The sequence below is a fragment of the Rossellomorea vietnamensis NBRC 101237 genome, assembly GCF_001591825.1.
Classification (GTDB): Bacteria; Bacillota; Bacilli; order Bacillales; family Bacillaceae_B; genus Rossellomorea; species Rossellomorea vietnamensis.
This window is the reverse complement of sequence record NZ_BCVQ01000015.1, coordinates 50,832-74,802: the sequence shown is the minus strand read 5'-3', so window position 1 is coordinate 74,802 and position 23,971 is coordinate 50,832. Positions and strand designations below refer to the sequence as shown.

General features: G+C 46.7%; 19 protein-coding genes. 5 read left to right on the top strand and 14 right to left on the bottom strand.

The window, feature by feature from the left end:
• Positions 1-18: 18 nt before the first annotated feature.
• The 7 genes from BVI01S_RS10340 to BVI01S_RS10310 form a co-directional block, all read right to left on the bottom strand.
• A complete protein-coding gene (locus BVI01S_RS10340) occupies positions 19-2,235 on the bottom strand; it encodes an ABC transporter permease (protein ID WP_061810091.1) in 2,217 nt (738 codons plus the stop codon).
• Positions 2,235-2,936 (bottom strand): ABC transporter ATP-binding protein, encoded by a 702-nt coding sequence (locus tag BVI01S_RS10335; RefSeq protein ID WP_061810090.1) that lies wholly within the window; start codon positions 2,934-2,936, stop codon positions 2,235-2,237. Before BVI01S_RS10335 ends, BVI01S_RS10340 begins: the two co-directional genes overlap by 1 nt.
• A 2-nt stretch (positions 2,937-2,938) precedes the next feature.
• The gene (locus tag BVI01S_RS10330; RefSeq protein WP_061810089.1) at positions 2,939-3,568 is read right to left on the bottom strand and encodes a TetR/AcrR family transcriptional regulator; all 630 of its coding nucleotides are present in this window, start codon (positions 3,566-3,568) and stop codon (positions 2,939-2,941) included.
• Between the two features lie 147 nt (positions 3,569-3,715).
• On the bottom strand, positions 3,716-4,288 hold the full coding sequence (locus tag BVI01S_RS10325; RefSeq protein WP_061810088.1) for a cysteine hydrolase family protein: 573 nt from the start codon (positions 4,286-4,288) through the stop codon (positions 3,716-3,718).
• A gap of 178 nt (positions 4,289-4,466) precedes the next feature.
• Positions 4,467-5,501: a zinc-binding dehydrogenase gene (locus tag BVI01S_RS10320; RefSeq protein WP_061810087.1), complete on the bottom strand. Its 1,035-nt coding sequence runs from the start codon at positions 5,499-5,501 to the stop codon at positions 4,467-4,469.
• 66 nt (positions 5,502-5,567) lie between these two features.
• Positions 5,568-7,016, bottom strand: coding sequence for a protein adenylyltransferase SelO (locus BVI01S_RS10315; protein WP_061810086.1), 1,449 nt, complete (start codon positions 7,014-7,016; stop codon positions 5,568-5,570).
• Between the two features lie 107 nt (positions 7,017-7,123).
• Positions 7,124-8,518 (bottom strand): amino acid permease, encoded by a 1,395-nt coding sequence (locus BVI01S_RS10310; RefSeq protein ID WP_061810085.1) that lies wholly within the window; start codon positions 8,516-8,518, stop codon positions 7,124-7,126.
• 161 nt (positions 8,519-8,679) lie between these two features.
• Between BVI01S_RS10310 and BVI01S_RS10305 the strand changes: the two genes are divergently transcribed.
• From BVI01S_RS10305 to BVI01S_RS10295, 3 genes are read left to right on the top strand one after another with little or no spacing between them, the layout of a single operon-like run.
• Positions 8,680-9,585, top strand: coding sequence for an ABC transporter permease subunit (locus BVI01S_RS10305; protein ID WP_061810084.1), 906 nt, complete (start codon positions 8,680-8,682; stop codon positions 9,583-9,585).
• A complete protein-coding gene (locus BVI01S_RS10300) occupies positions 9,582-10,607 on the top strand; it encodes an ABC transporter permease subunit (protein ID WP_061810083.1) in 1,026 nt (341 codons plus the stop codon). Before BVI01S_RS10305 ends, BVI01S_RS10300 begins: the two co-directional genes overlap by 4 nt.
• Positions 10,604-11,194 (top strand): hypothetical protein, encoded by a 591-nt coding sequence (locus BVI01S_RS10295; protein ID WP_034762275.1) that lies wholly within the window; start codon positions 10,604-10,606, stop codon positions 11,192-11,194. Before BVI01S_RS10300 ends, BVI01S_RS10295 begins: the two co-directional genes overlap by 4 nt.
• 136 nt (positions 11,195-11,330) lie before the next feature.
• Here the strand turns inward: BVI01S_RS10295 and rlmD are convergent, their stop codons facing one another.
• The 3 genes from rlmD to htpX all read right to left on the bottom strand — a co-directional run bounded on the left by rlmD (position 11,331) and on the right by htpX (position 15,070).
• Entirely contained in the window at positions 11,331-12,695 is a 1,365-nt protein-coding gene (rlmD, locus tag BVI01S_RS10290) for a 23S rRNA (uracil(1939)-C(5))-methyltransferase RlmD (protein WP_408005960.1), read from the bottom strand.
• 161 nt (positions 12,696-12,856) lie between these two features.
• Positions 12,857-14,023 carry an N-acetylmuramoyl-L-alanine amidase family protein gene (locus tag BVI01S_RS10285; RefSeq protein WP_051758406.1) on the bottom strand — a complete coding sequence of 389 codons (1,167 nt, stop codon included), beginning with the start codon at positions 14,021-14,023 and terminating at the stop codon, positions 12,857-12,859.
• A gap of 165 nt (positions 14,024-14,188) precedes the next feature.
• Positions 14,189-15,070, bottom strand: a complete 882-nt coding sequence (gene htpX / locus BVI01S_RS10280) for a protease HtpX (RefSeq protein WP_061810082.1) — start codon at positions 15,068-15,070, stop codon at positions 14,189-14,191.
• 155 nt (positions 15,071-15,225) lie between these two features.
• Between htpX and BVI01S_RS10275 the strand changes: the two genes are divergently transcribed.
• Positions 15,226-15,930 (top strand): DUF1836 domain-containing protein, encoded by a 705-nt coding sequence (locus tag BVI01S_RS10275; RefSeq protein ID WP_034762270.1) that lies wholly within the window; start codon positions 15,226-15,228, stop codon positions 15,928-15,930.
• Positions 15,931-15,977: 47 nt separating this feature from the next.
• Here BVI01S_RS10275 and BVI01S_RS10270 read toward each other — a convergent pair whose 3' ends face one another.
• Positions 15,978-17,975, bottom strand: coding sequence for a YhgE/Pip domain-containing protein (locus BVI01S_RS10270; protein WP_061810081.1), 1,998 nt, complete (start codon positions 17,973-17,975; stop codon positions 15,978-15,980).
• Positions 17,976-18,093: 118 nt separating this feature from the next.
• Here BVI01S_RS10270 and BVI01S_RS10265 point away from each other — a divergent pair, with 118 nt between their 5' ends.
• Positions 18,094-18,996, top strand: a complete 903-nt coding sequence (locus BVI01S_RS10265) for a LysR family transcriptional regulator (protein WP_061810080.1) — start codon at positions 18,094-18,096, stop codon at positions 18,994-18,996.
• A 59-nt stretch (positions 18,997-19,055) separates the two neighbouring features.
• Here BVI01S_RS10265 and BVI01S_RS10260 read toward each other — a convergent pair whose 3' ends face one another.
• The 3 genes from BVI01S_RS10260 to BVI01S_RS10250 all read right to left on the bottom strand — a co-directional run bounded on the left by BVI01S_RS10260 (position 19,056) and on the right by BVI01S_RS10250 (position 23,737).
• Positions 19,056-19,547, bottom strand: coding sequence for a GyrI-like domain-containing protein (locus BVI01S_RS10260; RefSeq protein WP_034762265.1), 492 nt, complete (start codon positions 19,545-19,547; stop codon positions 19,056-19,058).
• A gap of 69 nt (positions 19,548-19,616) precedes the next feature.
• Positions 19,617-19,874, bottom strand: a complete 258-nt coding sequence (locus BVI01S_RS10255) for a hypothetical protein (protein ID WP_156477322.1) — start codon at positions 19,872-19,874, stop codon at positions 19,617-19,619.
• 149 nt (positions 19,875-20,023) lie between these two features.
• A complete protein-coding gene (locus tag BVI01S_RS10250; protein WP_061810079.1) occupies positions 20,024-23,737 on the bottom strand; it encodes a S8 family peptidase in 3,714 nt (1,237 codons plus the stop codon).
• Positions 23,738-23,971 lie beyond the last annotated feature (234 nt).

Below are 23,971 nucleotides of genomic sequence, written 5' to 3'. Positions count from 1 at the left end.
AACGTCCAACCACAGTTTCTATTCGGTACTCCGGTTAATCGCTTCTTTCATTGATACTCCTTTTAATTTCCGACGATTCAGCCACAGGGAAACATAATACGATAGGATCATGATGATGAAACTGATGATGACACTCATCCAGTCCAGCCTTATAGGTATGGTCACATTCATTTCTGAAGTGATGGAATTCATAAAGGCTGATATCGAGAAAATCGTTACAGGAACGCCTATTACATACCCCAGGATGATGAACCAAATGTTATAGCCGATCATCATCTTCATGATCGACTTCTCCCGATAGCCGATGACTTTCATCAGTGAAATTTTGAATGAATTTTCCTCGATTAATAATGAAATCAAAATATAGATGATGATGACCGCAATGATCGCGGCAACAAGGGCAATCGCCGCCACTCCATAGTTCAACGGCTTGATCATTTCCTTGAAACCGTCAATCGTGTCGGATGATTTTGTCGTCGAGAGAATCTGATCTTCCGGCAAGTTGAGTTCTTTGTTTGAATAAATCTCCGTATAACTTCCTGAAGGGTAGTCATTTAATTGGTTGAATTCGTCGAGTGGCATATAGATCATATTTCCGAGATAGGATTCAGCGATGTGATCAATGGTGAGAGTAAAGGATTTATCCGTCAATTCATTTGTCACATGAATCGAATCCCCCTCCTCAATCCCCAATTTATCTGAGAGTGATTTATTCATGATCACTGAATTGAATGTCAGCCTTTCTCCACTACCGTCCTGCAAGCGAATAGCTGTATTGTCCGGCTTCAAGCCGGTGATCATGACGCTCTCCTCATCTGTCGTAAATGGTGCCACGGATCCCACCTGTCCCGATTCCGGCTCTATGCTCTGTGGAGCATTGAATAGATAGCTATACTCATAGTCGTATACTTGCTGAAAATGATCGGTCACCAGGTACTCCATCGAATTCTTGGTGACGAATCCGAACATCAATAATAATGTCGCAAACATCACACCTATGATCAAAAACAGTGCTCTTGGAAGGTTTCTCATGATTTCCCTGATCACGAATTTCCGCCGGAACGGCAGCTTCTTCATTTTAAACAACCGCTCAAGCCTGCTCACTTTGACCTTTCGTTCCCCACCTTTTATCAAACTCACCGGAGGGATCTTCAAGACACGGTGAACCAAGTAATAGGTGAACGGGAGAAACAGCACAAGTGGCAGAAAAATGCTCACAAGTAAATAACCCACATGCAGTTTCACATCCAGTACGGGCAGATTATAATAAGCCGCAAAACTGGATAGCAATGGATGCAGGAATACCCATCCAAGGATCGTACCGACCACGCTTCCTGCTGTGGCAAGAATTCCGGCATAAGAAAGATAATGACGGATAATTTCTCTTTTCCTGTAGCCGAGTGCATACAATGTGCCAATCTGTACATATTCCTTCTTCATTAAGCGCCACAATAATATTAGGATGATCACCATACTAATGAATAAAATACCGATCGGAAGAAATTGTCCCATCTTTTTGACACCGGCAATATCCCCTTTGATGAAGGAAATGCGGTTATTATCTTTTTTATCCGTCCATTTAATGATCTGATTTGTTTGATTGATCCTTTTCTTCAGTTCTTCCGGAGAAGCATCCGGTAGACGGATACTATAGTAAATCCGGTGATTTTCAAACTTTGATAAAACAGATGGTTTCACGACGGCGACACCGAAAGCATCCGGATTTTTCAGGAAACCCGATTCATCCTTTAATGGATAGATGTAATCCGGAATCGCCATATAGCCTGCAACACGGAACGTTTCCCCTCCCAGTTCAACCTCATTTCCAATCGCCACATCATGGGCTTTGGCGAAACCTTTATCCACTAATATATCACGGTCCGAAGACAGTTTTTCCCCCTCCACTATAGTAGGAAGATTGAGGGCATCCGTCTCATCCGACAACCTGAGAGTCGAATCTTTCCTATATGGAAGATCGATTGCCATCCTTTGCTCGATTTCCGCGCCACTTTCCTTTTCCAATTCTTCGATTTCATTCAAAGGCTGTTGGGTCATGAACTGCGCATCTTCTACTTTATTCTCGTTAAAAAATATCTGTAGATTATCAATGAGATTTGCTCCGGCTGCTGTGAATGCGTAAAATACGATGGAGCTGATGACAATCAGACACCACGCTGAAAAGAACTGCGCCTTTTTTTCCATTATGGTTCGAAAAAGCTTTTTCCGAAGAGGCATCACCACTCAACCCCTTCAGCGGAGGTCTGGTGTTCATTGACAAAGTTTGATTCTACCTTTCCATCTTTCAGGGTGATGACCCGGTTCGCCATGCTTTTGATTGCCTGGTTATGGGTGATGATAAGGACTGTCGTGTTAAATTCTTTATTCACTTTCTCGATCAACTGCAGAATGTCTTTCGATGTGACTGAATCCAATGCTCCAGTCGGCTCGTCACATAATAATAGTTTCGGAGCCTTCACGACGGCACGGGCGATCGAAACCCGTTGCTGCTGCCCTCCGCTTAATTCACGTGGAAAGCGATCCTCCATCCCCGATAATCCAACAGCATGAATCACCTCCGGAATAGACATTGCCTCCCGGCTGATATTCGCCGTCAATTCGATATTTTCATAGACCGTTAAATTCGGGATCAGATTATACATTTGAAAGACAAAGCCAACGTCTTCCCTTCTATAGTCCACAAGATCTCGGTCACTCAATCGGCCGATCTCTTTCTTATTTACCACAATGCTCCCTGAATCAATTGCATCAATGCCTCCAATGGCATTCAACAATGTGGACTTCCCGGAACCCGAGGGACCGAGGATGACGACAATCTCCCCCTCCTCCACCTCTACATGGATATCCGTCAGTGCCTGAAAGGTGGTTTGACCGCTTTGATAGGTTTTATGAACTCCATTGATGCTTAAGATGCTCATGTTCATTCCTTCTTTCCCGGTTTCATTTTTCCTTCAAATAAAAATCGGATGTGCCTCGCCAACTGCTCCTTGTACGCTACATGATCCATTTCTTCGTTATACATATAGAACATCGTATCGGACATGGCTGCACTATAGATGGCATAAGCCGCTTCTTCAGGATCGATCTTTACGGCAAAGCAATCTGAATGGCTTTCGATCAAATTCATAACCCACTTCATCATCTCTTCATCAATGCCGAATAACCCCTGTCTCAACCGGATGCTCTCTTCCACTTCTCCCGTCATCACGTGAAACAGCTCGCGCCAAAATGCTTTCGGATAATACTGGAAGAACTCTGCAAACCCCTGCATGGCCCCAACCACACTTTCTACCAGATCGCCACTCTCTTCTGAGGAAAACGGATCTTGAAGCGCTCCTTTCATCCCCTCCGCTTCTTCAGTGAAAATCCGCAGCAGCAAAGCTCCTTTAGAAGGAAAATAATTGTAGATGGTCCCCGTCCCCACACCCGCATCCTTCGCAATTTCAGCCATGGAAGCCGTTTCGAAACCCTTTTGAGAGAAAATGTTCTTCGCTGATTCCATGATGTTCAGCTGCGTTTGCCGTTTCTTATCTTCACGTAATCCTGCCATGATCAATGCTCCTTTGGTTATAAAAAATATGAATGCGTTCATTTATGAATACATTCATATTTTAACTGGAAGAATATTGATTGTCAAACCGTGCTTGTCTCAGAAATAATAAAGCCCACTTCATCAAATGAAATGGGCTCGTACTTCTTACATACCATATTCCTTCCGGTACTCATCATGCTTCGGCTGGAACAGTTCCTCACTGGATGGTCTCACATCCGAGAAATGATCCACATTGTAATGCCCTCTTAAAGCAAGATTATGATGGGCGATGATTTGCTCGGCCTTCAAGGCTTGGGAGTCCTTGGTGGAATGGCCGTCTGCCACCAGTGTGACATCGAATCCGCTGACCGTCGCATAACGGACAGCCGTGTCGATGCAGTACTCGGTCTGACAGCCCGCAATCACGAGATGCTCTACCTCTTTTTCTTTTAAAAAGGAGAGTAACGGCGTCCCGTAGAATGAATTGGTCGCAAGCTTATCGAATACCTCTGCATGATCCGGAATCTCTAAGTCCCGATGTACCCCGAACCCTTCGCCGGTTCCGCCTGCGACGTCCTTATCCCTGATGAAAACGATGTGGGCGTCCACTTCCTTTGCCTTTGCGATCACTCTGTTGATGGTCTCGATCAGTTTTTCTTTTTGAAAGACAGCCTGTTCCTTTTCGTTGCCTTCCACTAATTCCTGTTGCACATCAATGACAAGTAATGCCTGATTCACTTACAAAACCCCTTTACGATTTTAGTCCTCTTTTAAACGGATGTCGTTCGGTCATCTTTTTCATCATGAACCGCCCCAAGCCTATATGTATATAGTTCGGCTTCTCTCCCTTACAATCCTTTCACACAGCAAAAAAAGCCCGGAATCACATATGACTCCGAGCTCCATCGCATGTATGTCAAGGAAGCAGGACGATCTTCCCCAGCTTTCCTGAATGTTTAAAATAGGTTTGTGCTTCACGGGCTTGCTCGAGCGGGAACGTCCGGTCAATGACCGGCTTGATTTTCCCTTCCGAGATCGCAGCAAGCATGCGTTTGAACTCTTCTCTTGTCCCCAGGACCGAACCATAGAACGTGATATGCTTTAAATAAAGGGTTCTGAAGTCGAGTTGTGTTTTCTGACCACCGGCTGAGCCTGATATACAGAATTTGCCGCCTTTTTTCAAGACTTCAAGGGATGTTTCGAATAGTGCATCCCCTACTACATCCAACACGGAATCGACAGGACCACCATTTACATCAAGTATTTCACCGGCAAGGTTTGGCGACTTATAGGATAATACGTGTGTGGCACCGAGCTCTTTCATCCTGTCTTCCAAAGCCAAGTCCCCTACTATGGCAATGACCTTTGCTCCGAATACCCTGGAAGCAATTTGAACATTCAATGATCCCACACCGCCGTTGGCACCGGTCACGACGATCGTTTCCGAAGGCTGAGCCTTGATCTGTTCCACCATATGCCAAGCCGTCAAACCGCTGACGGAAAACACGGCACTTTCTTCATATGTGGAGAGAGGCATGTCATAACAGAGTTCCGATGGCCAAACGACGTATTCAGCATATCCCCCGTCATATTCAGAGCCGATGAACGACATATCGTCTGATATATGTTCGCTTCCTTCTGTGCCGCTTGAAGTGAATGGGAACAGGACAACATCTTTACCCAGCATGGTTTCGGAAACATCCACACCCACTTCAACCACTTCACCTGTAATATCCGAACCGGGAACCCTTGGAAACTGAACCCCTTCAGGCCTCCACCCAGACTTCTCTTCCGTTCCATATGCGCCTTCTCTCATCCAGATTTCAGTATTGTTAATGGCACACGCCTTTACTTTGACAAGAACTTCCCCCTTTTGAGGGGCGGGGACCGGAATCTCCGCGACTTCGAGCTTATCGACATCTCCATATCCTGTAACTTGAACGGCCTTCATGAGCGTCCCACCTTTCCATTATCCTGTTATAGTGTTACCGAAAATCCTACCCTCAACTCATGATCGTTAAGTTCCACAAAAGGTTCGGTACGGACGATTCGTCGGACTTGGAAGCGTACAATACTCTTCCTGGCCGGGAGAGTATGCATATGGATCTTCCAGAACTGAAAGCAAGTCGTTCATCACACTGAAATCATTTTCTTCCACTGCCGCCTGAAGTGCTTCTTCCACCCTATGGTTACGCGGTATGACCGACGGATTACTCGTGCGCATCCGCCGCTTGGAAGCTTCCATCGTCTCGTCCTGTCTGCTCAGCCTTTCTTTCCAACGTTCCTTCCAAGACGTAAATTCAGGTGTATTGAATACATCTGACTCTTCACGATCCAATGTCAGGCTCCGGAACGTATTCGTAAAGTCTGACTGATGTTTATTCATGAGATCCAGCAGTTCTTCTGCCAACGCGCGATCCCCTTCTTCTTCATTGAATATCCCAAGCTTGGCCCTCATGCCGTCAAGCCAGTGCCCTTCATACATTTTGGGAAATTCGAGGACCGCCTCCTGGGCAAGCTTGAGGGATTCTTCCTGTTCAGGATGAAGGATCGGAAGCAGGCTTTCTGCAAAACGGGCGAGGTTCCATCCAGCAATCGGCGGCTGATTTCCGTATGCATACCTCCCTTGTGCATCGATGGAACTGAAGACCGTTTTCGGGTCATACGCATCCATGAAAGCACAGGGTCCGTAATCAATCGTTTCCCCGCTGATCGTCATATTGTCTGTATTCATGACCCCATGGATGAAGCCCACCATCTGCCACTTGGCGATGAGGGATGCCTGGCGTTTGATGACTTCCTTCAATAGCAAAAGGTAGCGGTTTGGAGCATCCTTGCCCTCTGGATAATGGCGCTCGAGGGCATAGTCTGCCAGGGCCCTGAGATCATCCACCTCTCCGAATCTTGAAGCAAACTGGAATGTCCCGACGCGGAGGTGACTGGCCGCGACCCTGGTCAGGATCGCACCCTGTTGTTCCGTTTCCCGGTAAATGGGCTCACCTGTTGTCACTACCGCCAGACTCCTGGTAGTCGGAATCCCAAGTCCGTGCATGGCTTCACTGATGATGTGCTCACGGAGCATAGGACCGAGTCCTGCCCGACCGTCCCCTCCACGAGAATAAGGGGTTCTTCCTCCCCCTTTAAGCTGAATATCGAATCGTTTTCCCTCCGGCGTAATCTGCTCGCCAATCAGGACAGCCCGACCATCACCCAGCATATTGAAATGTCCGAACTGATGGCCCGCATAGGCTTGGGCTAGGGGTTCGGCTCCTTCAGGGATTTCATTACCCGATAGGACATCCGCTCCAAGTTTTTCGGCATCGAGCCCCAGGGACTCAGCAACTCTCTTATTTAAAACCACCAGCTTTGGGGAACGCACAGGTTCAGGAACCTGAAGGGTGAAAAATGTTCCAGGAAGGCTTTTATAGCTGTTTTCGAGATTCCAACCTGCTTTCTTTTCCATCATCGTCCTCTCCTCCTTTTTAATAAATAAAACAAAAAACCATAGACTCCTTCTATGATTTTTTGGTGAAGTTCCTTTTTATCTCCCTTTCATTATACCTTTCTTTCCCCCTAATGTCCTTTATGGCCTCTGCGGAAAACACCCCAATACGAAAGGTAAATCACACAGATCAATCCCAATGAAATGAATAACCCAATTCGTTGGTTCGCGTGGACCATGGCACCTGAGATTGCCAGTAGGATCAAAGCGATCCCAAGGTAGGAGGTAAATGGATAACCAAACATTTTAAACTTCCCATTCGATGCATCGTATGACGGATGAAGCTTGATATGGGAGACCAGGATAATGACCCAGTTCAGGATCAGCATGACCCCTGCCGCTGTGGTGATATACTCATACACTTCATTGGGGAGGAGAAAGGAAAATAGAATCGATATCCCGAGCCCGATCGCTGTGACCATCAAGGATTTCACTGCCACACCCCGATCATTTTTCTCAGCGAATCCTTTCGGCGCATCTCCATCGACAGCCAGGGAAATCATCACATTCGTAATGGAGAATAAGGCCCCGACCATCGTCGAGAAGGCCGCACTGATGATGATGATATTGAAAATCGAATCAAGGAACGGGATGTGATACGCCGAGAGCGCCGTTACAAACGGGCTTTCTGACTCGTTGATCTTTGTCCATGACACCATGCTCATGACAAAGAACAAGGAAAGAACATACACCGTCACCAGGGAAAACAACGTGCCCTTCCCCGCTTTCGGGACATCTTTCTTGTCACGCAGTTCATTCGAAGCGATACCAAGAACGGCAATGCCACCAAAAGAAAAAAACACAAAAATCAAAGCCGCCCATGTTCCCTTGATCCCCATTGGCATAAAAGGAGAAATACCGGCATTTTTGGCAGATTGAAGCTCGGATGGTGTAATGATATGAAACAAAAGCAGGGCACCGAAAACGATGAATATAAGCAAGGTCGACAATTTGATCACGGCAAATACCGATTCGATCTTACCGAAATTACTTGCCCCCAGTAGATTGATGCCAAAACCCAGGACCGCATAAAGAATGGAGAAAATCCATAACGGGACGTGGGGAAACCAAAACTGGGTGAACGTCGATAACGCCACGATTTCACTGGACATAATCAGGATACCTGATAACCAATACATCCATCCTGAGACAAACCCGAATGAATGTCCGAATGCCTTCTTCGCGTAAATCCTGAATGTTCCCTTTTGTGGATCATTCGTGATCATTTCCGCCAGGGCACTGAACACAAAATAAGCGGTCACTCCTGCGATCATATAGTCGATGAGAATGGACGGACCGGCCGTCTTGATGGATAACCCCGTTCCGAGAAAGAATCCCGCTCCGATGACGGACCCGATCCCGATCAGGGACAGCTGCCACCAGCTGAGCTTGGTCCCTTCCCTTTTCTCCTGCTTCTTCTGTTGGTGATGGGCTACCGTCTGGGTCAATAAATGCTCGTCTTTCATTCAACCATCCTTTCGTCTATATCTCCTACAGATAGGATTTTCATCGGTGCGGATTACTATACAAAGGTTGTCCTCCCAGCAAATTAACATAATTGTAAAAATTAAAATTATTTTGAAATTTTTGTAATGTGAAGTTATACTAATTCTAAAAGACATTGGAGGTGTGTCAACTGAGAAGATTACCTATCGTCGGTCTTCCCATTCAATTCCTACTCACATGTATCGGTCTATTCCTTTTCAGCGCTGCAGGTTCTCTCCTGGCATTCGATACTGAATTGGTCATCATGCTGGGAAAGTATCTCCAAACCCTTCAGGAAATGGCCCGTGAAATACTTCAACCCGGATCCATCATCATCAAAGTCGGCGATCCGATGGACTACAAAAGCTATCCGTTTTACCCATTGTTTTTCCAACTGTTCGGCTATTCCTTCTCGCTCCTGTTGCTTGCCCTTTTCCTTGCTGCCGGCATGTCTTCACTGATAAGCTACTTGTTTATGTTTTTACCAAGGAAGGTCTACCGGGTCTGCTTTCGCTTACTCGATTCACTGGATTCCCTTCCGGACGTCATGATCATTGTATTCATCCAGCTATTCATCGTCTGGTTTTTTAAGAAAACGGATATCCTACTGTTTGAAATCTATACCCTTGGGGATGAAAAAACTTACCTACTCCCGATCATTTGTCTTGCCATCATGCCGATCGCGTTTTTGACAAAGCAATTCTTATTTCAGCTTCGGGAAGAAGAAGAAAAACCGTATGTAGAGTATTCCTATTCAAAAGGATTCTCGAAGGCCTATACGATCTGGGTTCACTTATTCCGGAATGTATGGATCCACTTTTATTATCATATCAAACCGATTTTTCTTCTCATGCTTTCCAATTTGTTGATCATCGAGATTCTCTTTAACATTAATGGATTTATGAATGTGCTTTTGGATGTGTCGATCAATACGCCGAGTGCCTTTTTTATCGGAATGCTGATGATTTACATACCCTTTTTCATTGTGTTTACTTTGGGAGCCGTATTACTTAAGAAATGGCTGTCCGGCGGGGAGGTCCGTTCATGATCATTCTTAGATCATTTCGTTTTTGGCTCCCACTCGGATTTCTTCTGATTCTTCTCTCAGCCAGCTTCATCGTGCCTGCGTTGTATCCGGAACTCCTTGAGCCCGGGCCGTCGTTCTTAAAAGACGATGCCGGAAGATTGATTGCAGATCCTCCATATTCAATGGAGGAAATGGCCCCTTTGGGCAGCGATAAACTGGGGCGGAATCTATTCTATCTGCTCCTTTCAGGTGCCAAATACACGCTGCTGTCTGCTATCGCCATCGCCCTCCTCCGTATGGTCGGTGGATTCTTGTTCGGCATCATATATGCTTTTCTTCCTGATTGGACGAGACAGATGATCAAAGGAATCGGGGACACGTTCAACTTCATCCCCTTAGCGATCATTGCCTTCGTTCTCCTAAGCCCACTCCAGCTTGCATTTGAGTCAGGGGCTATGTATTCGTTTCAATTTTTGATCATCGAAATTGGGGTGATTGCCATCATTGTGATCCCTTCACTGGGGATGTATATCGGGGAAGAAATGAGAGAGTATTTGAAAAATGATTTCATTAGCGTTTCCCGACAGATTGGGGCGAGCAGATTTTATATCATCAGACGGCATTTACGTCCACAATTCAGCCGTCATGCTCTCGTCATGTTTTCGGAACAAATCTCTCAAACCCTTTATCTCCTCATTCAAATCGGGGTTCTTCATATCTGTTTGGGAGGCTTAAAAATAGCAAACTTCGGGATCACTGAGCCCGTACCTGAATATTTCTCTTACACAAATGAATGGGCGGCCACCATGAGCATCAATATTCAGATGGTCTTCCTTCATACGTGGCTCGTGTTGACCCCTCTCGCTTTCTTTGCCGTTTCGATCTTCAGTATCAATGAATTGACCAGGTATTTAAAAGAAGTCCTACTCGAGGATACGTTTCCTGTCACGAAGGATGAGAAGCCTTCCAAGCAGCCGGAAAATCCGTCATACCTTGAAGATCCTTTTTCATTCACAAACCGATCAAAGGAGGAATTCCATTGAGAAGTCGGCTACTATTTATCCTTTTCACTATCCTGTTCCTGACAGGATGCCGGGTTGAAATGGCAACGGAACTTCCTCCAAAACAGGAAGCTCCTTCCGGGGTGAGGATTGAATTGACCGGGACGGTACTCCTTCAGGATAACGAACTGGTGGTGGATGGACAAAGCAACCTTCCCAAAGACTCCATCATGTTTGCCGGACTCAAGGAATACGGGGACCATGAATCGTATGCAAGGGTGATCAACTGGCAGGGGGAAGAAGACATGGAATACGTCACAGAAAGTACCGGGGTAGTGGACGAAAAAGGGAAGTTCCAAATCAAAGTGGAACGGGTCAACCCTGATAAACGTTACAAATTGGAGGTTCTTTTCAATCCCGCTATCCAAAAATCAAAGATCCAGGAAACATACGGATTGTGGGGAGAAAATATTGCTGCCACTATCGGCCGGACAGATTTCAAGCACAATGGAAGAACAATAACCGGCATAATTAAGGTCGCACCAATCGTCAACATTTCTGACCCAAGCGGCAATGGCGTAAAATGGAACCTGACAGACGTATTCAAAAAATCAAGGCCGATCAAATGAAAAATTCAGGGACGGACCTCCATGGAGGTCCGTCCCTCTTACTATCTTTGATAGATAATAATGAACCATCAAAAAACACCCGGCCCCCATTGGGTCGGGTGTTTTATTGATAAGGGGAGTGGAAAGTCCTTCCCGCTTATGAATTCAATGTCAGTGTGGCGACACATTCCACATGCACCGTATGAGGGAATAGGTCTACGGGTTGAACCGCATCAAGGGTATAGCCGAAGGGCTCAAGTTCCTTGATATCCGTCGCGAACGTATCCGGATTGCATGAAACGTACACGATTCGCTCAGGTTTCGCGCGACCGATCCTTCTCATCACTTTCCCACCGGCACCGGAACGCGGTGGGTCAAGCATCAACAGCTGTGGATGACCGAACGTTTCGAGCATCTGGTCGATTCCTTTCCGTGCATCCTTTGCGAGGAATGTCGTATTGGAGATTCCGTTATCATCTGCATTCCGTTTCGCCGATTCAATGGAGCTTTCCACGATCTCGATACCAGCAAGCTCCCCTACTTTGCTTGCAAATGGAAGAGAGAACGTCCCTACTCCACAGAAAAGATCGATCATCTTCTCCGTTTTCTTCGGCTGGCTCATCTCAACCGCCAGGTCCACAAGCTTCTGTGCCTGCGTCGGATTCGTCTGGAAGAACGTATCGAACCATAGACGGAAACGGTAGCCGTCCATTTCGTCATAGATGAAATCACGTCCCGAAAGCAGGTGGATTTCCTCTGCCTGGGTACGGTCTGCCCATGCCGTGTTTTCAAGCCATAATAGACTCTTCACTTGTGGGAATTTCTCTTCAACACGTCTCATTAAATCTTTAACCGCATCTGAGTGGAGATGAGGTGCTTCCGTAGCGAACACAGCAAGCATCAATTCACCCGTCGCAAACGATTGGCGAACCATCAAATGGCGCAATAACCCTTCATGCTTATCTTTGTCATACCCCTGCAAGTCATGATCCTTCACCCAATCAGCGACTTCCATCGTCGCTTCCACCATCTCCTCACTTGCAATCAGGCAGGTTTCAAGTGAAATGATCTTCCGGAAATTCCCCTGCTCATGTAAACCAAGGGCTCCATCCGGTGAGAAGGTAAACTCCATCTTATTGCGATAACGCCAAGGGTTGTCCATTCCCATCGTGTCACGGACAAGTGCGGGATCAAACCCCTGCCCATTCAGAGCTTCTTTCACGTGATCGGTCTTGTGCTTCAGCTGACCCTCATAGTCCCAATGCTGCCACACACAACCTCCACAGCGGTCAAAATGTGGACAAGGTGGTTCGATACGCTCTGGGTTCGCCTCCAGGATTTCATCCGCCATCGCCTTACGTCTCCTGCGATCCGGTTGATCGACCGTCACCTTCACCTTTTCCCCGATCAGGGTCTGAGGGATGGTGAGTCGCAGCTTCTTCGGATTCCCCAGCTCATTCTCACGCCAGATCACAGCCTGTCCCGACCCTTTTTGATCTAATTCTTCTATAGTAGCAACCATTGTTTCTGGTTTATTATTCGACACTATCTACGTCCTCCTTCAAATTGCTCTCTAACTCTATACTTTATTAAAAATGGAGGCGGATTGCAACAGGGGATATAGGGGGCAAAGAGCACAAAGAAGGAGCCTTGCATGCAAGGCTCCTCTTTGATCGGAACAGACTAATAGGCTTTGTAACGTCCGAATTCACCGGTGATATAAGCTCTTCTTCCGTTGTAGACGACTTCCCAATAGCCTGAGCTGCTGTTTTTCCCTCTGACGGATCCCGTGACGGGAATGGTACGTCCTTTTCTGATGGTACCCAAATCTTTTGAGGTCAAGCGATCCGGACGATCTTGTATGATGGCGGCATTGGCGACTCCTATGATGGTGATTTCCCCAATGGCAATCGGCCCTCCTGTTGCAGGCGGCGGTGAGGCTTGGCCCCCTTGCTGTCCGCTTCCTTCCACCTTCACATATTTCGGTGAGGCGGTCACATAAAACACATAGCCCCTGGAGTTCATGACTTCATACATATCGGCCCCTTCCACCTTCAGCTTCCGGACAATCGTCGGAAATCCATACCCGTACTTCAGTATTCCTGCACGGTAGGTATCATCGAAGGTCGGCCGGCTGTAGAAGTCAAGACCTTCTGCTCCTCTGTAAATACTCTCAACGCGTTTGCCGACAACATTTCCGGTGCTTGTCCCACCGGATACGGGAGGTGACCCGACGTTTCCGCCGTTGCCTGCAGCCACATATGGCACCCCGAAGAAATCACACACCCCCAGTGCCTGCTCCCTTGCCGTCTCACGTTGAAAATCCTCGTTGATCATGAGCAACGCTTCCCTCTCATTATCCATGAACCCATTCTCTACAAGCACCGCCGGCCCATCAAACTCCCTCGTCATATGAAGGTTCTGCTCAATGATCCCCCGGTACACTTGCTTTGTCCCCTGTTTCAAGTACTTTGCAATGCTCTCAGCAAGTTTCCTATCCTTTGCATCATTGAAATATACATGAAGCGAATGCCCTTCTGCATCCTTCCCCGGGCCATCAAACTTCCCATCAAAAGCATTATAATGGTTGGAAACCATTGCATCCGCCCCCATGGAATTCGCGGCATCGGTTCTCGCCTGAAGCGGGGTATCTGCATCGGTCGGAGCCGTTAACAGCGTCCGGAATCCACATCTCTCCAATTCCCATTTCAAAAATAAGGTCACTTTTTCATTGAATTCATTTTCCCGGATCTGCCTTCCGATGGACGGAATATAAGGCGTCCGTTTACCAGCTGTCCCAAGACCGTGCCCATCATCCAATGCTATTAAATAATCACTAGCTTTTACCATATTTTGTATCCTCCTTTACTAGTAAAATATTCATAGAGTAGAGAAATGGTCACGGCGAGAGGAAAAGAATAGAATCTATTCGTAGAGGAATTTTTACCATTTTCTTCAGAAACATAAAAAAGGCGCCTGCCCCCTTAATGGAGTCAGACACCTTTTAATCTTCTATTATTTCGCCTGCAAACGGCTGATCCGCTCATCCAAATCCGGGTGAGTCGAGAACATCGCCGATTTACGTCGTCCATTGATTTTCAACGTAGAAATCGCCGTGTCGTCTTCCCCCTTCATGCGGCTTGAGTAAGCTTTCAGCATCTGCAGGGCATGGACCATTTTATCCTTACCGGCAAGATCCGCTCCGCCTCTATCTGCGTGATACTCACGATGACGTGAATAAGCGAAGACAACTAGACTTCCCAAAATCGAGAAGACGATTTGGAATACGATCACAGCAATGAAATGCACGATCGGTGCCATTTCTTCCCTTGCAAATCGGGATGCAATCCATGCGGCGATCCGTGCGAGGAAGACAACGAATGTATTGACCACACCTTGCAGCAGGGTCATCGTCACCATATCCCCGTTCGCCACGTGGGCCACTTCATGGGCAATGACACCTTCAACCGCATCATCATCCATTTCACGAAGCAATCCAGTTGAAACGGCAACAAGGGAGCGTTTCTTAGAAGGTCCTGTTGCAAATGCATTCACTTCGGGAGAATGGTAGATTCCCACTTCCGGCATATGCATGAGTCCTGCCGCTTTTGATAGACGGTGGACTTTCTCGACAACGGCACGTTCCTCAGATGATAAAGAGCCATCCGGATTCAATACCTGTACACCCATCATCCTCTTCGCCATCCAGCGTGACATCGCTAAAGAGATGAACGATCCGGAAAAACCGATGATCGCACTGAATACGAGCAGTGCCCCTAAATCCAATCCGCCTGAAGCCGTGATGTAATTCCCCGCTCCTGTGACGGAAAAAATGATGCTAATCGTCAGTAGTACTAAAACGTTCGTTAACAGGAAATAAAATATTCGTTTCCCCATCTTTTCTCACTCCTATTTCAAGTTCAAATGAACCTGTATCTGATAATATTATAAATCCTTCATGTTCAAAATACAAGCAAAAGGTGAAATTGACGAGACTTCACCTAACCAGTAGTATAGAAGAAGATATTTGCAAAAGAGACGGGGTAATCACGATGGAAACGTTTAAACTGACACGCAAAAATATGGCCGACCTGCTGCTCTCTCTGAACGGCACTGCGAGCAGGACTCCACATGCGGTGATCGGGGCAATTTGGTCGGACCCCATTCAAAGGGAGCGTCCTCCCATCATCCAAAAAATCCTTAAACCAGTCAAAGGCGACATCGGCTTTTCCCTTAAAGAGATCGTCTCCCTGGGAAACCTGATCGAATTCACCAATTTTCCCCAAAGCACCGTCCAGAACTGGGTGAAACGGGATGTAAGAGGATTGATCGGGTCCCCCCAACTCGGTAAAAAGTACACCACCGAACAGGCCGCCATGTTATTCATCGTCGAAGACCTGAAAGCGACCCTTGATTTCGAATCAATTCGTAAGATCCTGACTCTTGTGTTCAATAATATTGAAGACCGAACCGATGACATCGTCAATCCCACGGATCTTTATCTTGCCTATGCATCCATTTTCGATCAGATCCACCACCAGTCCCTCCCGTCAATCAAAACGGCGGATGGTTCAGTGAACGAACATATCGATGGATTCATCAAGGATGAGTGCCGGGCTATGCTGGCAACGTTTGATGGAATTGCGGAGGAAAACCTCACCAAAGTCCTTAATGTCATGATTGTATCCGTTTTGACGGTCCAGGCCGGATTTTATCAGGATGTAACGAAGAGATATGTCATGGATGCCTTTTCTTAACAAAAAATGCCTGCCCCCCATTTGATCGGGGGCAGGCATTTTTATGATCATTCCGCGACTTCAGCGGCTTTGGAATGCTGCATATGGGTGGTAAACCAGGCGATCCCACCGGCCACAGCCAAATAGGCAAACAGGATCCACAGCTGGTGCGTCAGCTGAGTGAAGTCCCCGAGGGTAATGACTTCCTGGAAGCTGCTTAATGAGTGCGCCATCGGTAAGTTTTCCCCAATAATGCGCAATATCGGTGTATTCAAGTCTCTCGGGAAGGTCCCTCCGCATGTCGCCAATTGCAGGACAAGGAAGGTGACGGCCAGAAACTTCCCGACGAAACCGAACACGGTGATCAGCATGAAGATAAACGTCATGAACGTAAAGGAAACAATGACACTTGATAGGATAAACAGCGGTATATTTACGACCTCTAAATGGAATCCAAACAAAAGGACCCCGTCGACAATGAGTGCCTGAATGGCACCGATGAAAAACACCAACCCCAACTTATTGATGAAGTGGGTCGTTCCATTTACGTGAAGATCATTGCGTCTAGCGAGTGGCAGGATATTCGCTGCCATGATTCCTCCGACGTATAACGCCAATGACAAGAAATAGGGAGCAATCCCTGTTCCATAGTTCGGAACCTTTGACACATTGGATTTCACAAGATGGACGGGATCCGAGAACATGGACGTTAACTCATCCGTCGAATGAACGGCTGACGTTTTTTCTGCAGCATCGCTGAGTTTCGATGATAATTCTCCTGAGCCTGCTTCCAGGTTTGTCAATCCTTCATTCAAAGCACCTACTCCTGAAGAAAGCTTGTCCGTTCCGTTGGTTATACGGTCGATTCCGGCAGTCAGGGTTCTGAATCCCCTGTTCCAATCGGCAAAGCCGGAAGAAAGCGTGGATGTACCCGACGCTAAATCAGAAGCTCCGTTGGATGCATGGGTCAATTTGTCTGCCAATTGAGAAAACCCTGCATGCAGCTTACTTTGTCCTCCGGCAAGCTGTTCTGATTGTTGATGGAGTTTCACTTGTTCATTTTCAAGCTCCGAGGTGGATGCTGACAATTTTTCCGCCTGTGATTGAATCGTTGCGAATGCAGGATCATTTTCCACCTCTGGATGTGATTCCTGATAGGCTTGAAGCTCGTTTTTCAGCTCTTCTGCCTCTTGTCTAGCCTCCGTTTGCTGCTCTGTAAGCCTATTCTCTGCACCTGCAAGCTGTTTCGTTTGACTCGCCAGTTGTTCGGTGCCATTATTCATTTTCTCTCCGGCTTGTGACAGGCTCTTCATCCCGCCGGCTAGTTGAGCTGAGCTTGAATCGAGATGATGAAGCCCACTTTCAAAGGAACCTGCTCCATCAGATAGTTTTTCACTGCCAGCTTGAAGAGTGAGAGAACCTTCACCAAGTGAGTCGATTCCGGCTGCAAACTTGTTCATTCCTGCCTTTTCATCTGCGATTCCTTCATGCAGCCGGTTCGCTCCATCACTCGCTTTCGTTAATCCCTTCCCTAATTCCTCAAACTTTGAGAACACTCCATCTGCATAGGATTTGGAAATCGTATCAGACAGCTTGCTTTTCATTTTTTCCGTAGCACTCGAACTGATTTGCGAGGCGACGAAATTTTTACCAGGGTTGTCTTTATAAAGTAGTTCGGCAGGCTCGGGATGTTCATCCATCAAGGTGCTCACCTTTTCCGAGAAGTCTTTAGGGATGGTCACGACCATGTAGTACGTGCCTTCTTTAAGACCTTCATTGGCCTTAGTAGAGGAAACGAACTTGAAGTTCAGATCTTCTGAATTTTTCAGTTCCTTTACAAAATCCTTCCCTGCCTCTATCGGTTCATCCTCCATTACGCTTCCCTCGTCTTCATTGACGATGGCAACAGGTAATTGCTCAAGCTTTCCATATGGATTCCAGTAGCCTGACAGGAATAAACCCGAATAGATTAATGGAACTAAAAGAAGAAAGCCCAGGGCGATCCTTCTATGCTTATGGCTGACCATGGCTTTTAAATCTTGTACTAATAATGTGAATCCTTTCATAACAAACTCCTTCTTATACTCATTTACATCCATTTATCATACGTGGATAAAATGATAATGTATAATACATAATGAGTTATACATATATAGCTTTCAGTCTATGGAAGGATGTGTTCTTATGGAACTACAACAGCTCCACTACTTTCAGACGGTTGCACGTCTGGAGCATATGACCAAGGCTGCTGAGGAACTGAGGATCGCCCAGCCCTCACTCAGTAAGACGATCGCCCGGTTGGAAGACGATCTGGGCGTACCGTTATTCGAACGGCAGCACCGCCAGATCAAACTGAACCGGTTTGGAGAACTGTTTCTTAACCGGGTAGAGCGTATATTCATGGAGATTTATGAAGGAAAAAGAGAGATCAGGGAAGCTTTAAACCTCGAGGAACATACCATCCGGATGGCCGTCACGATCCCAAGGGTTCTACCGGATCTGGTCGGGTCGTTCTTGAAGGAAAATCCCCACGTCCGATTTCAGCAATTCGTCCACTCGATGGCTGAAATGAAGGAACAGTTGAAAAATGGCGAAGTGGATTATTGCATTTCCTCCATCCCGTTGGAAGATGATGAAGACATCGTGTGGGAGCCGCTGATGACAGAGGAAATCTTCCTCATCGTCCCTCCTGGTCACTGGTTGGAAGACAGGGATGAAATCGATTTAATCGAGGTGAAGGATGAACCGTTCATCAGCATGAATACAGGCTACGGCCTCAGGAACCTGACAGATGAAATCTGTTTGCAGGCAGGATTCTCACCCGTGATTTCCTTCGAAGGAGATGAACCCGGCGTCATAGGTGACCTCGTCAGGCAAGGTCTCGGCATCGCCTTCATACCTGCCATCTCATGGATGAACCGCCGGACACCCTTCCCCCACAAAATCCGGATCAAAAGCCCAACTTGCGTGCGCACCATCGGCCTCGGCTGGTCCAAACGAAGGCACTTCACCCGAACCGCCAAAGAGTTTCATCCCTTCATGATCAACTACTTCCATCACATTGGGAAGAAGCTGAATCAACTATAAAGGGACGGACCTTCATTTTTGCAAATGAAGGTCCGTCCCTACTGGGGTTTGCCTGGAATTTAGAGGTCCGTCCCTCTCTTAATGGGAATCCAGACCTCTTCGACTGAGTTGGGATTGGCTGGGTTATAGTGTTCGTCGAAGCGTTCGAAGTGTTCGCGATCGTCTAGCTTGTATTCGGATGCAGGCATCCATTCTGTGTGAATATACTCAAGGGTTTGGTGGAAACGACTAGCGGGACCGCGGTGAAGAAATTTGGCGTACAGTCCACCTTGAAGAGTATAGGTCTCCATCCCATTCAGTCCAGTTTCAATGGACTCTACTTCTATAGCTGCCCATTTAAGAAAAGGAGTAGTAAGGTTTAAATTCCTCACATCAGTCCCTTGTTTAAATACCTTCATATTATATAGTTTTTCATCTACACGATGAGGAATCGAATTCCGATGAGGCATGAAGCTTTGCCACAGTTCTCTTGTTGCATCCTCCCCAAGGGACATCATCTTGGATTTTCCGATTAGTTTCTTAGAGTGTACATTTACGATTTCAGGTTTCATACAGTCATTCCTTTCAATTAATAATTGACTCCTTCATGGACTCCTATTGGTCTTTATAATCTGCCAGGACTATTTTTTTGAGCTCTTCCAATCATAAGCATATACATAAAACATTCCTAACAAAAGATATGTATTGAAAAAGTAAAACAACTGATCAATGAACGGACTTCCAATCATATCGGTCAAGATTGAGAGGAGTAATGTAAAGATGAAGTAGATGAGTACGAAACTGATAAGCCCCTTTAGTCCTCTCCCAATTCTTTTTCCAATCCATTTCCCGATCCAGACGGACAGAAAGAAAATACTTTCCAAAGGTTTATTCATCATTCTTCCTCCTAGATCAAATCCTCGTAATAGTCTCTCAGTAAAGAGCTACTCTTAACGTTTGTCACCTTAATATACGGGCCTATGCCCAAATGGTTTCAGTGAAATAAAAGAAGATGCCCTGATGATTCAGGCATCTTCCTACTATAAATCTATCTCAATCCATAAGCCTTTATAATCTCCTGACTGATCTTATTCCCTTGATCATCCCAGGCACTGGCTTTAAGTGATACATTCTTGGCATTTTTAGGGTTGTTGATGATCGCTTTAAACGTATCTCCATCACGATCAAGTTTTACTTTCTTCCATGACTTCCCTTCGTTAAAGGACACTTCTAAGGCTGCATCTTTTACATCCCCATAACCGATGGCTCCTTCTACCTTATCCACAGAAAGTTTGAGTTCGGTAGGACGATTCAATAGAGCATCTCCATTCACATCTGTATCTACCTTATAATCAAGGATCAGAAACGGAAGGTCTTCCATCCAATTCTCAGTTTCTTCTGTCCAGAATGTCCACTCCGTATGGGTTCGGGTTGAGGTTTTCCAGCGGTTTTCATCCCGTTTGGCATCTGTGACGAATCGGTATTGGGTACGTTCTTGCGGTAAAATGTCCCAAACATTCAAGGCCTGTCCTTTTCCTTCTTTCAATAACGTATCTCCCATGTATAACTGGGTGGTCTGGTTTTGGTTTGAGATATCCCAATCCGTCCCACCGGTGTTCCCTTTCCCGCCGTCAGCCCATGCAGGAACATTGATTTGAAGCGAGTTGCCCTGTCTTCTTGGAGGCCAGTAACCATCTCCGAGACTCGGACGAACGACTGGAGAGAACCAGTTCTCAAAGATTTTCTCTCCTCCATCATAGGTCATAAGCGGTTGTCGGACCTGCCAGGTCTCATCAAGTACGTTTGCCTGATGATACCAACCTGTCCCATCTATCGCCGATACATATTCAGTGCGGGCGCTTGGCAATGATACTTTTTGTAAGAAACCTACAGCTCCCATGGTATGTGGACGAAGATCATAACGGAATTCCCCTCCATCGGTTTCAACTGGCGAGGTGTAGTTTGTTTCGATCTTCGCCAGTTCCTTCCCTTTTGGCGCATAGGTCAGATTTTTCGGGATCGACCCTTCATGGACATCCATTAAATCATACAGGTATGGGGAATCGACCGTTCCTTCCACCTTCAATTTTACGTTTCCTGAGCGGACCGCTTTAACGAGCTTGTCTCCCTCACTTTTACTAATACCTGCAACGGCCACCGGGTTATCCGTATAGTCTGCCGTTCCAGCATACACACTAAATTCCTTGTCTTCACTGTTCACCACGATCAAAAGTTTCGCTTCAGCCGCGGCAGCATTCGTCGCTTGCTGGGACACGCTCACTTCTGCATTACGATCGACCACCACAGCTTTTCCTTTTGCTTTGAGGCGGTCAAAGTCAGCAGCGCTCCCTTTACCCGCATAGACTGTGGAAAGATTATACTTCCCATCTAACAACGTACTTCCCGCCAGTGGGATATCATCCAATTCTTTGCCTTTAAAATCAATTGTCAATGTCGGCTTCGTCAGACGCCAGCGGGTCAATTGCTCAAAATACCCACTCTTCACCTCTTTAGTCGGTACAGCATACAGCTTATCTATCCAAACCGGCATGAGATAAAGGCTTGTCATCGGCATTTCTCCGATGGTTTGATGATATTCCAGACGCTTATAATTCGCTTCAGCTTTCTTTGGAACGACTGCTTTGATTTCCTTGGCTTTACGTGCATCAAGCTCAACCGTCTTCGGTCCGTCCAGTTTCACTTCAGGATCCCCTACAAGCGCAACCCCCATATCATCTGTATCAGCATCTACATCCATAAGTGACATGGCTGAATACGTACCAGGTGGCAATCGAAGCTCGAGTGATCCATCAACAGCCACGACTTCAGGCTCCATCTTTTCACTGAACAACACAACATAAGCAAGTCCTTTCTCCCCGTCACGATCAGTTGCATTCAGGGTCAGCGGATAACGTTCCTCTTCCTTGACCATGGCCATTGTCGTACGGACAAGCTCTTTTCCATCTGCTTTCGCTGTCAGAAATCCTTGATAACGTGAGCCTGTTTCACCCAGAGTTGAATCGAGGGTTACGTTAACATCCACTTTTCCACCCGCTGGCACCGTGACTGATTCTTGAGAAAGAGTCAGCATACCGGCAGGAGCTTCATTTCCTTCCGCATTCGTAAAAGTGGCATCCAATTCCAGCGTCACTTCTTCTTTGCCCTCGTTGGTGTATGTGACTACCTTTTCAACTGGTTCTGCCCCATCATGCGGCCATTTGAAGAAGCCGAATGAAACGGATTCAGTCACCCTTACCTCTGCGCCGAGTGCCGCCGGGATGTCCACCCGACCTGTCCCCACATGATAAGGCTGATACCCATCAAGCTTCTTGGTCGTATTCATGAGGGCCTGTTTCAATGTTTCTCCGTCCCACTCTGGGTGCTTCTCTGCTAAAATCGCTGCTGCTCCTACTACATGAGGCGTGGCCATCGAAGTACCACTCATGCTTTTATACAATCCATCTCCATTTGAATAGTGGGAACGGGCCGCCACGATGTCTACTCCTGGTGCTGATAGATCAGGTTTCAGACCCATATCTCCATATCTCGGACCCTTGGAAGAGAAGTAGGCAAGTTCGTCCGACTTATCCACGGCTCCAACCGTCAATGCAGAATCGGCAGCCCCTGGAGAACCAATGGTCCCTTCCCCGCCTCTATTACCTGCGGCGATAACGAATAATGTCCCGTTTTCCTCCGTCAATTGATTGACCGCTTCTGACATTGGATCTGTTCCATCACTCGGCATATCACTGCTAAGACTCATATTGACGATTTTGGCATGCTCAGATGCCCATTCCATTCCATCAATAATCCAGGAATCCTGTCCATATCCTTCATCACTCAGTACCTTTCCTACTAATAAACGGGCATCGGGTGCAACTCCCTTATGCTTACCGTCACCCGCTCCAGTACCGAGCACCGTCGAGGCCACATGGGTACCGTGACCATGGACGTCCTTTACTTCTTCTCCAGGCACAAAACTGACTGCTTCATCTAATTGACCGGTAATGTCGGGATGTTGCGAGTCAATCCCTGTATCCAGGACCGCCACCTTGACGCCTTCTCCTGTATACCCTTGTTCCCAAGCTTCGTCTGCTCCGATTTGCGGTACACTCTGATCAAGAGCTGCCTCAACGCGTCCGTCTAGCCAGATTTTATCTACACCCTTTTCGAATTCGGACGTTGCTTGCTTTTCAGCACTTTGAACCGTCAGGTCATTCCAGAAAACCTCAGCCTGCTTTTTCTCTGCTGAAAGTGCCGCTCCCTGGATACTTTCCAATTCCCGTACTTTCTTAGACCCCTTTGGTGCAGCGTTGATCGATTTCGCCTTCGTTTCTTCGTATTCGACAATGACCGGTACAGCATCTGTGTTTTTGTCATCATACCCATACTCAATCAATTTTGTAATGTTAAACAAATCTTCATCCAGCTTACCCGCTGACATATAAGGCATCGCAGAATTCGGGAAGACGAAGGTTTCATCTTTGATCGTCATGACCCTGACTCCCTCACCGTTCTTCTCTGCCGGCTCCACATTGATGATTTGTTTTCCGTTGTTTAACGTAGAGACTTTCACTACGTCTCCGGTTATGAGGGTGATGGTATGCTCACCTTTTATGCTGGCCTTTACATCAACGCTCGACTGTTCAGGATTCACGTCTTTCGAAGTTACACCCTGGGCATTCACTTGGAATATCGAGCCTGCAATCACCGAGGCAGCGATCGATCCGACCATAAGGGGTTTCACGTTCAGCTTTTTCATTATCATTCTCCTATTCTATTAAGGTCTTGATTCGGTCATAGGGTAGAATCTCGGGTGAGAAAAAAAGGAAGGAACTATGTAGTCAATACAGGATTGATAGACTACTCGTAGATCATTCAGCCACCGCCTCCTTGATTGGATTTAAAAGGTATGTCCTGGAAGTCGATTGAACCTCATGTCGTTAATTGAATTGTAAGGGTATGAACATGGATTCCTCAATTGGGGTTATTTTCC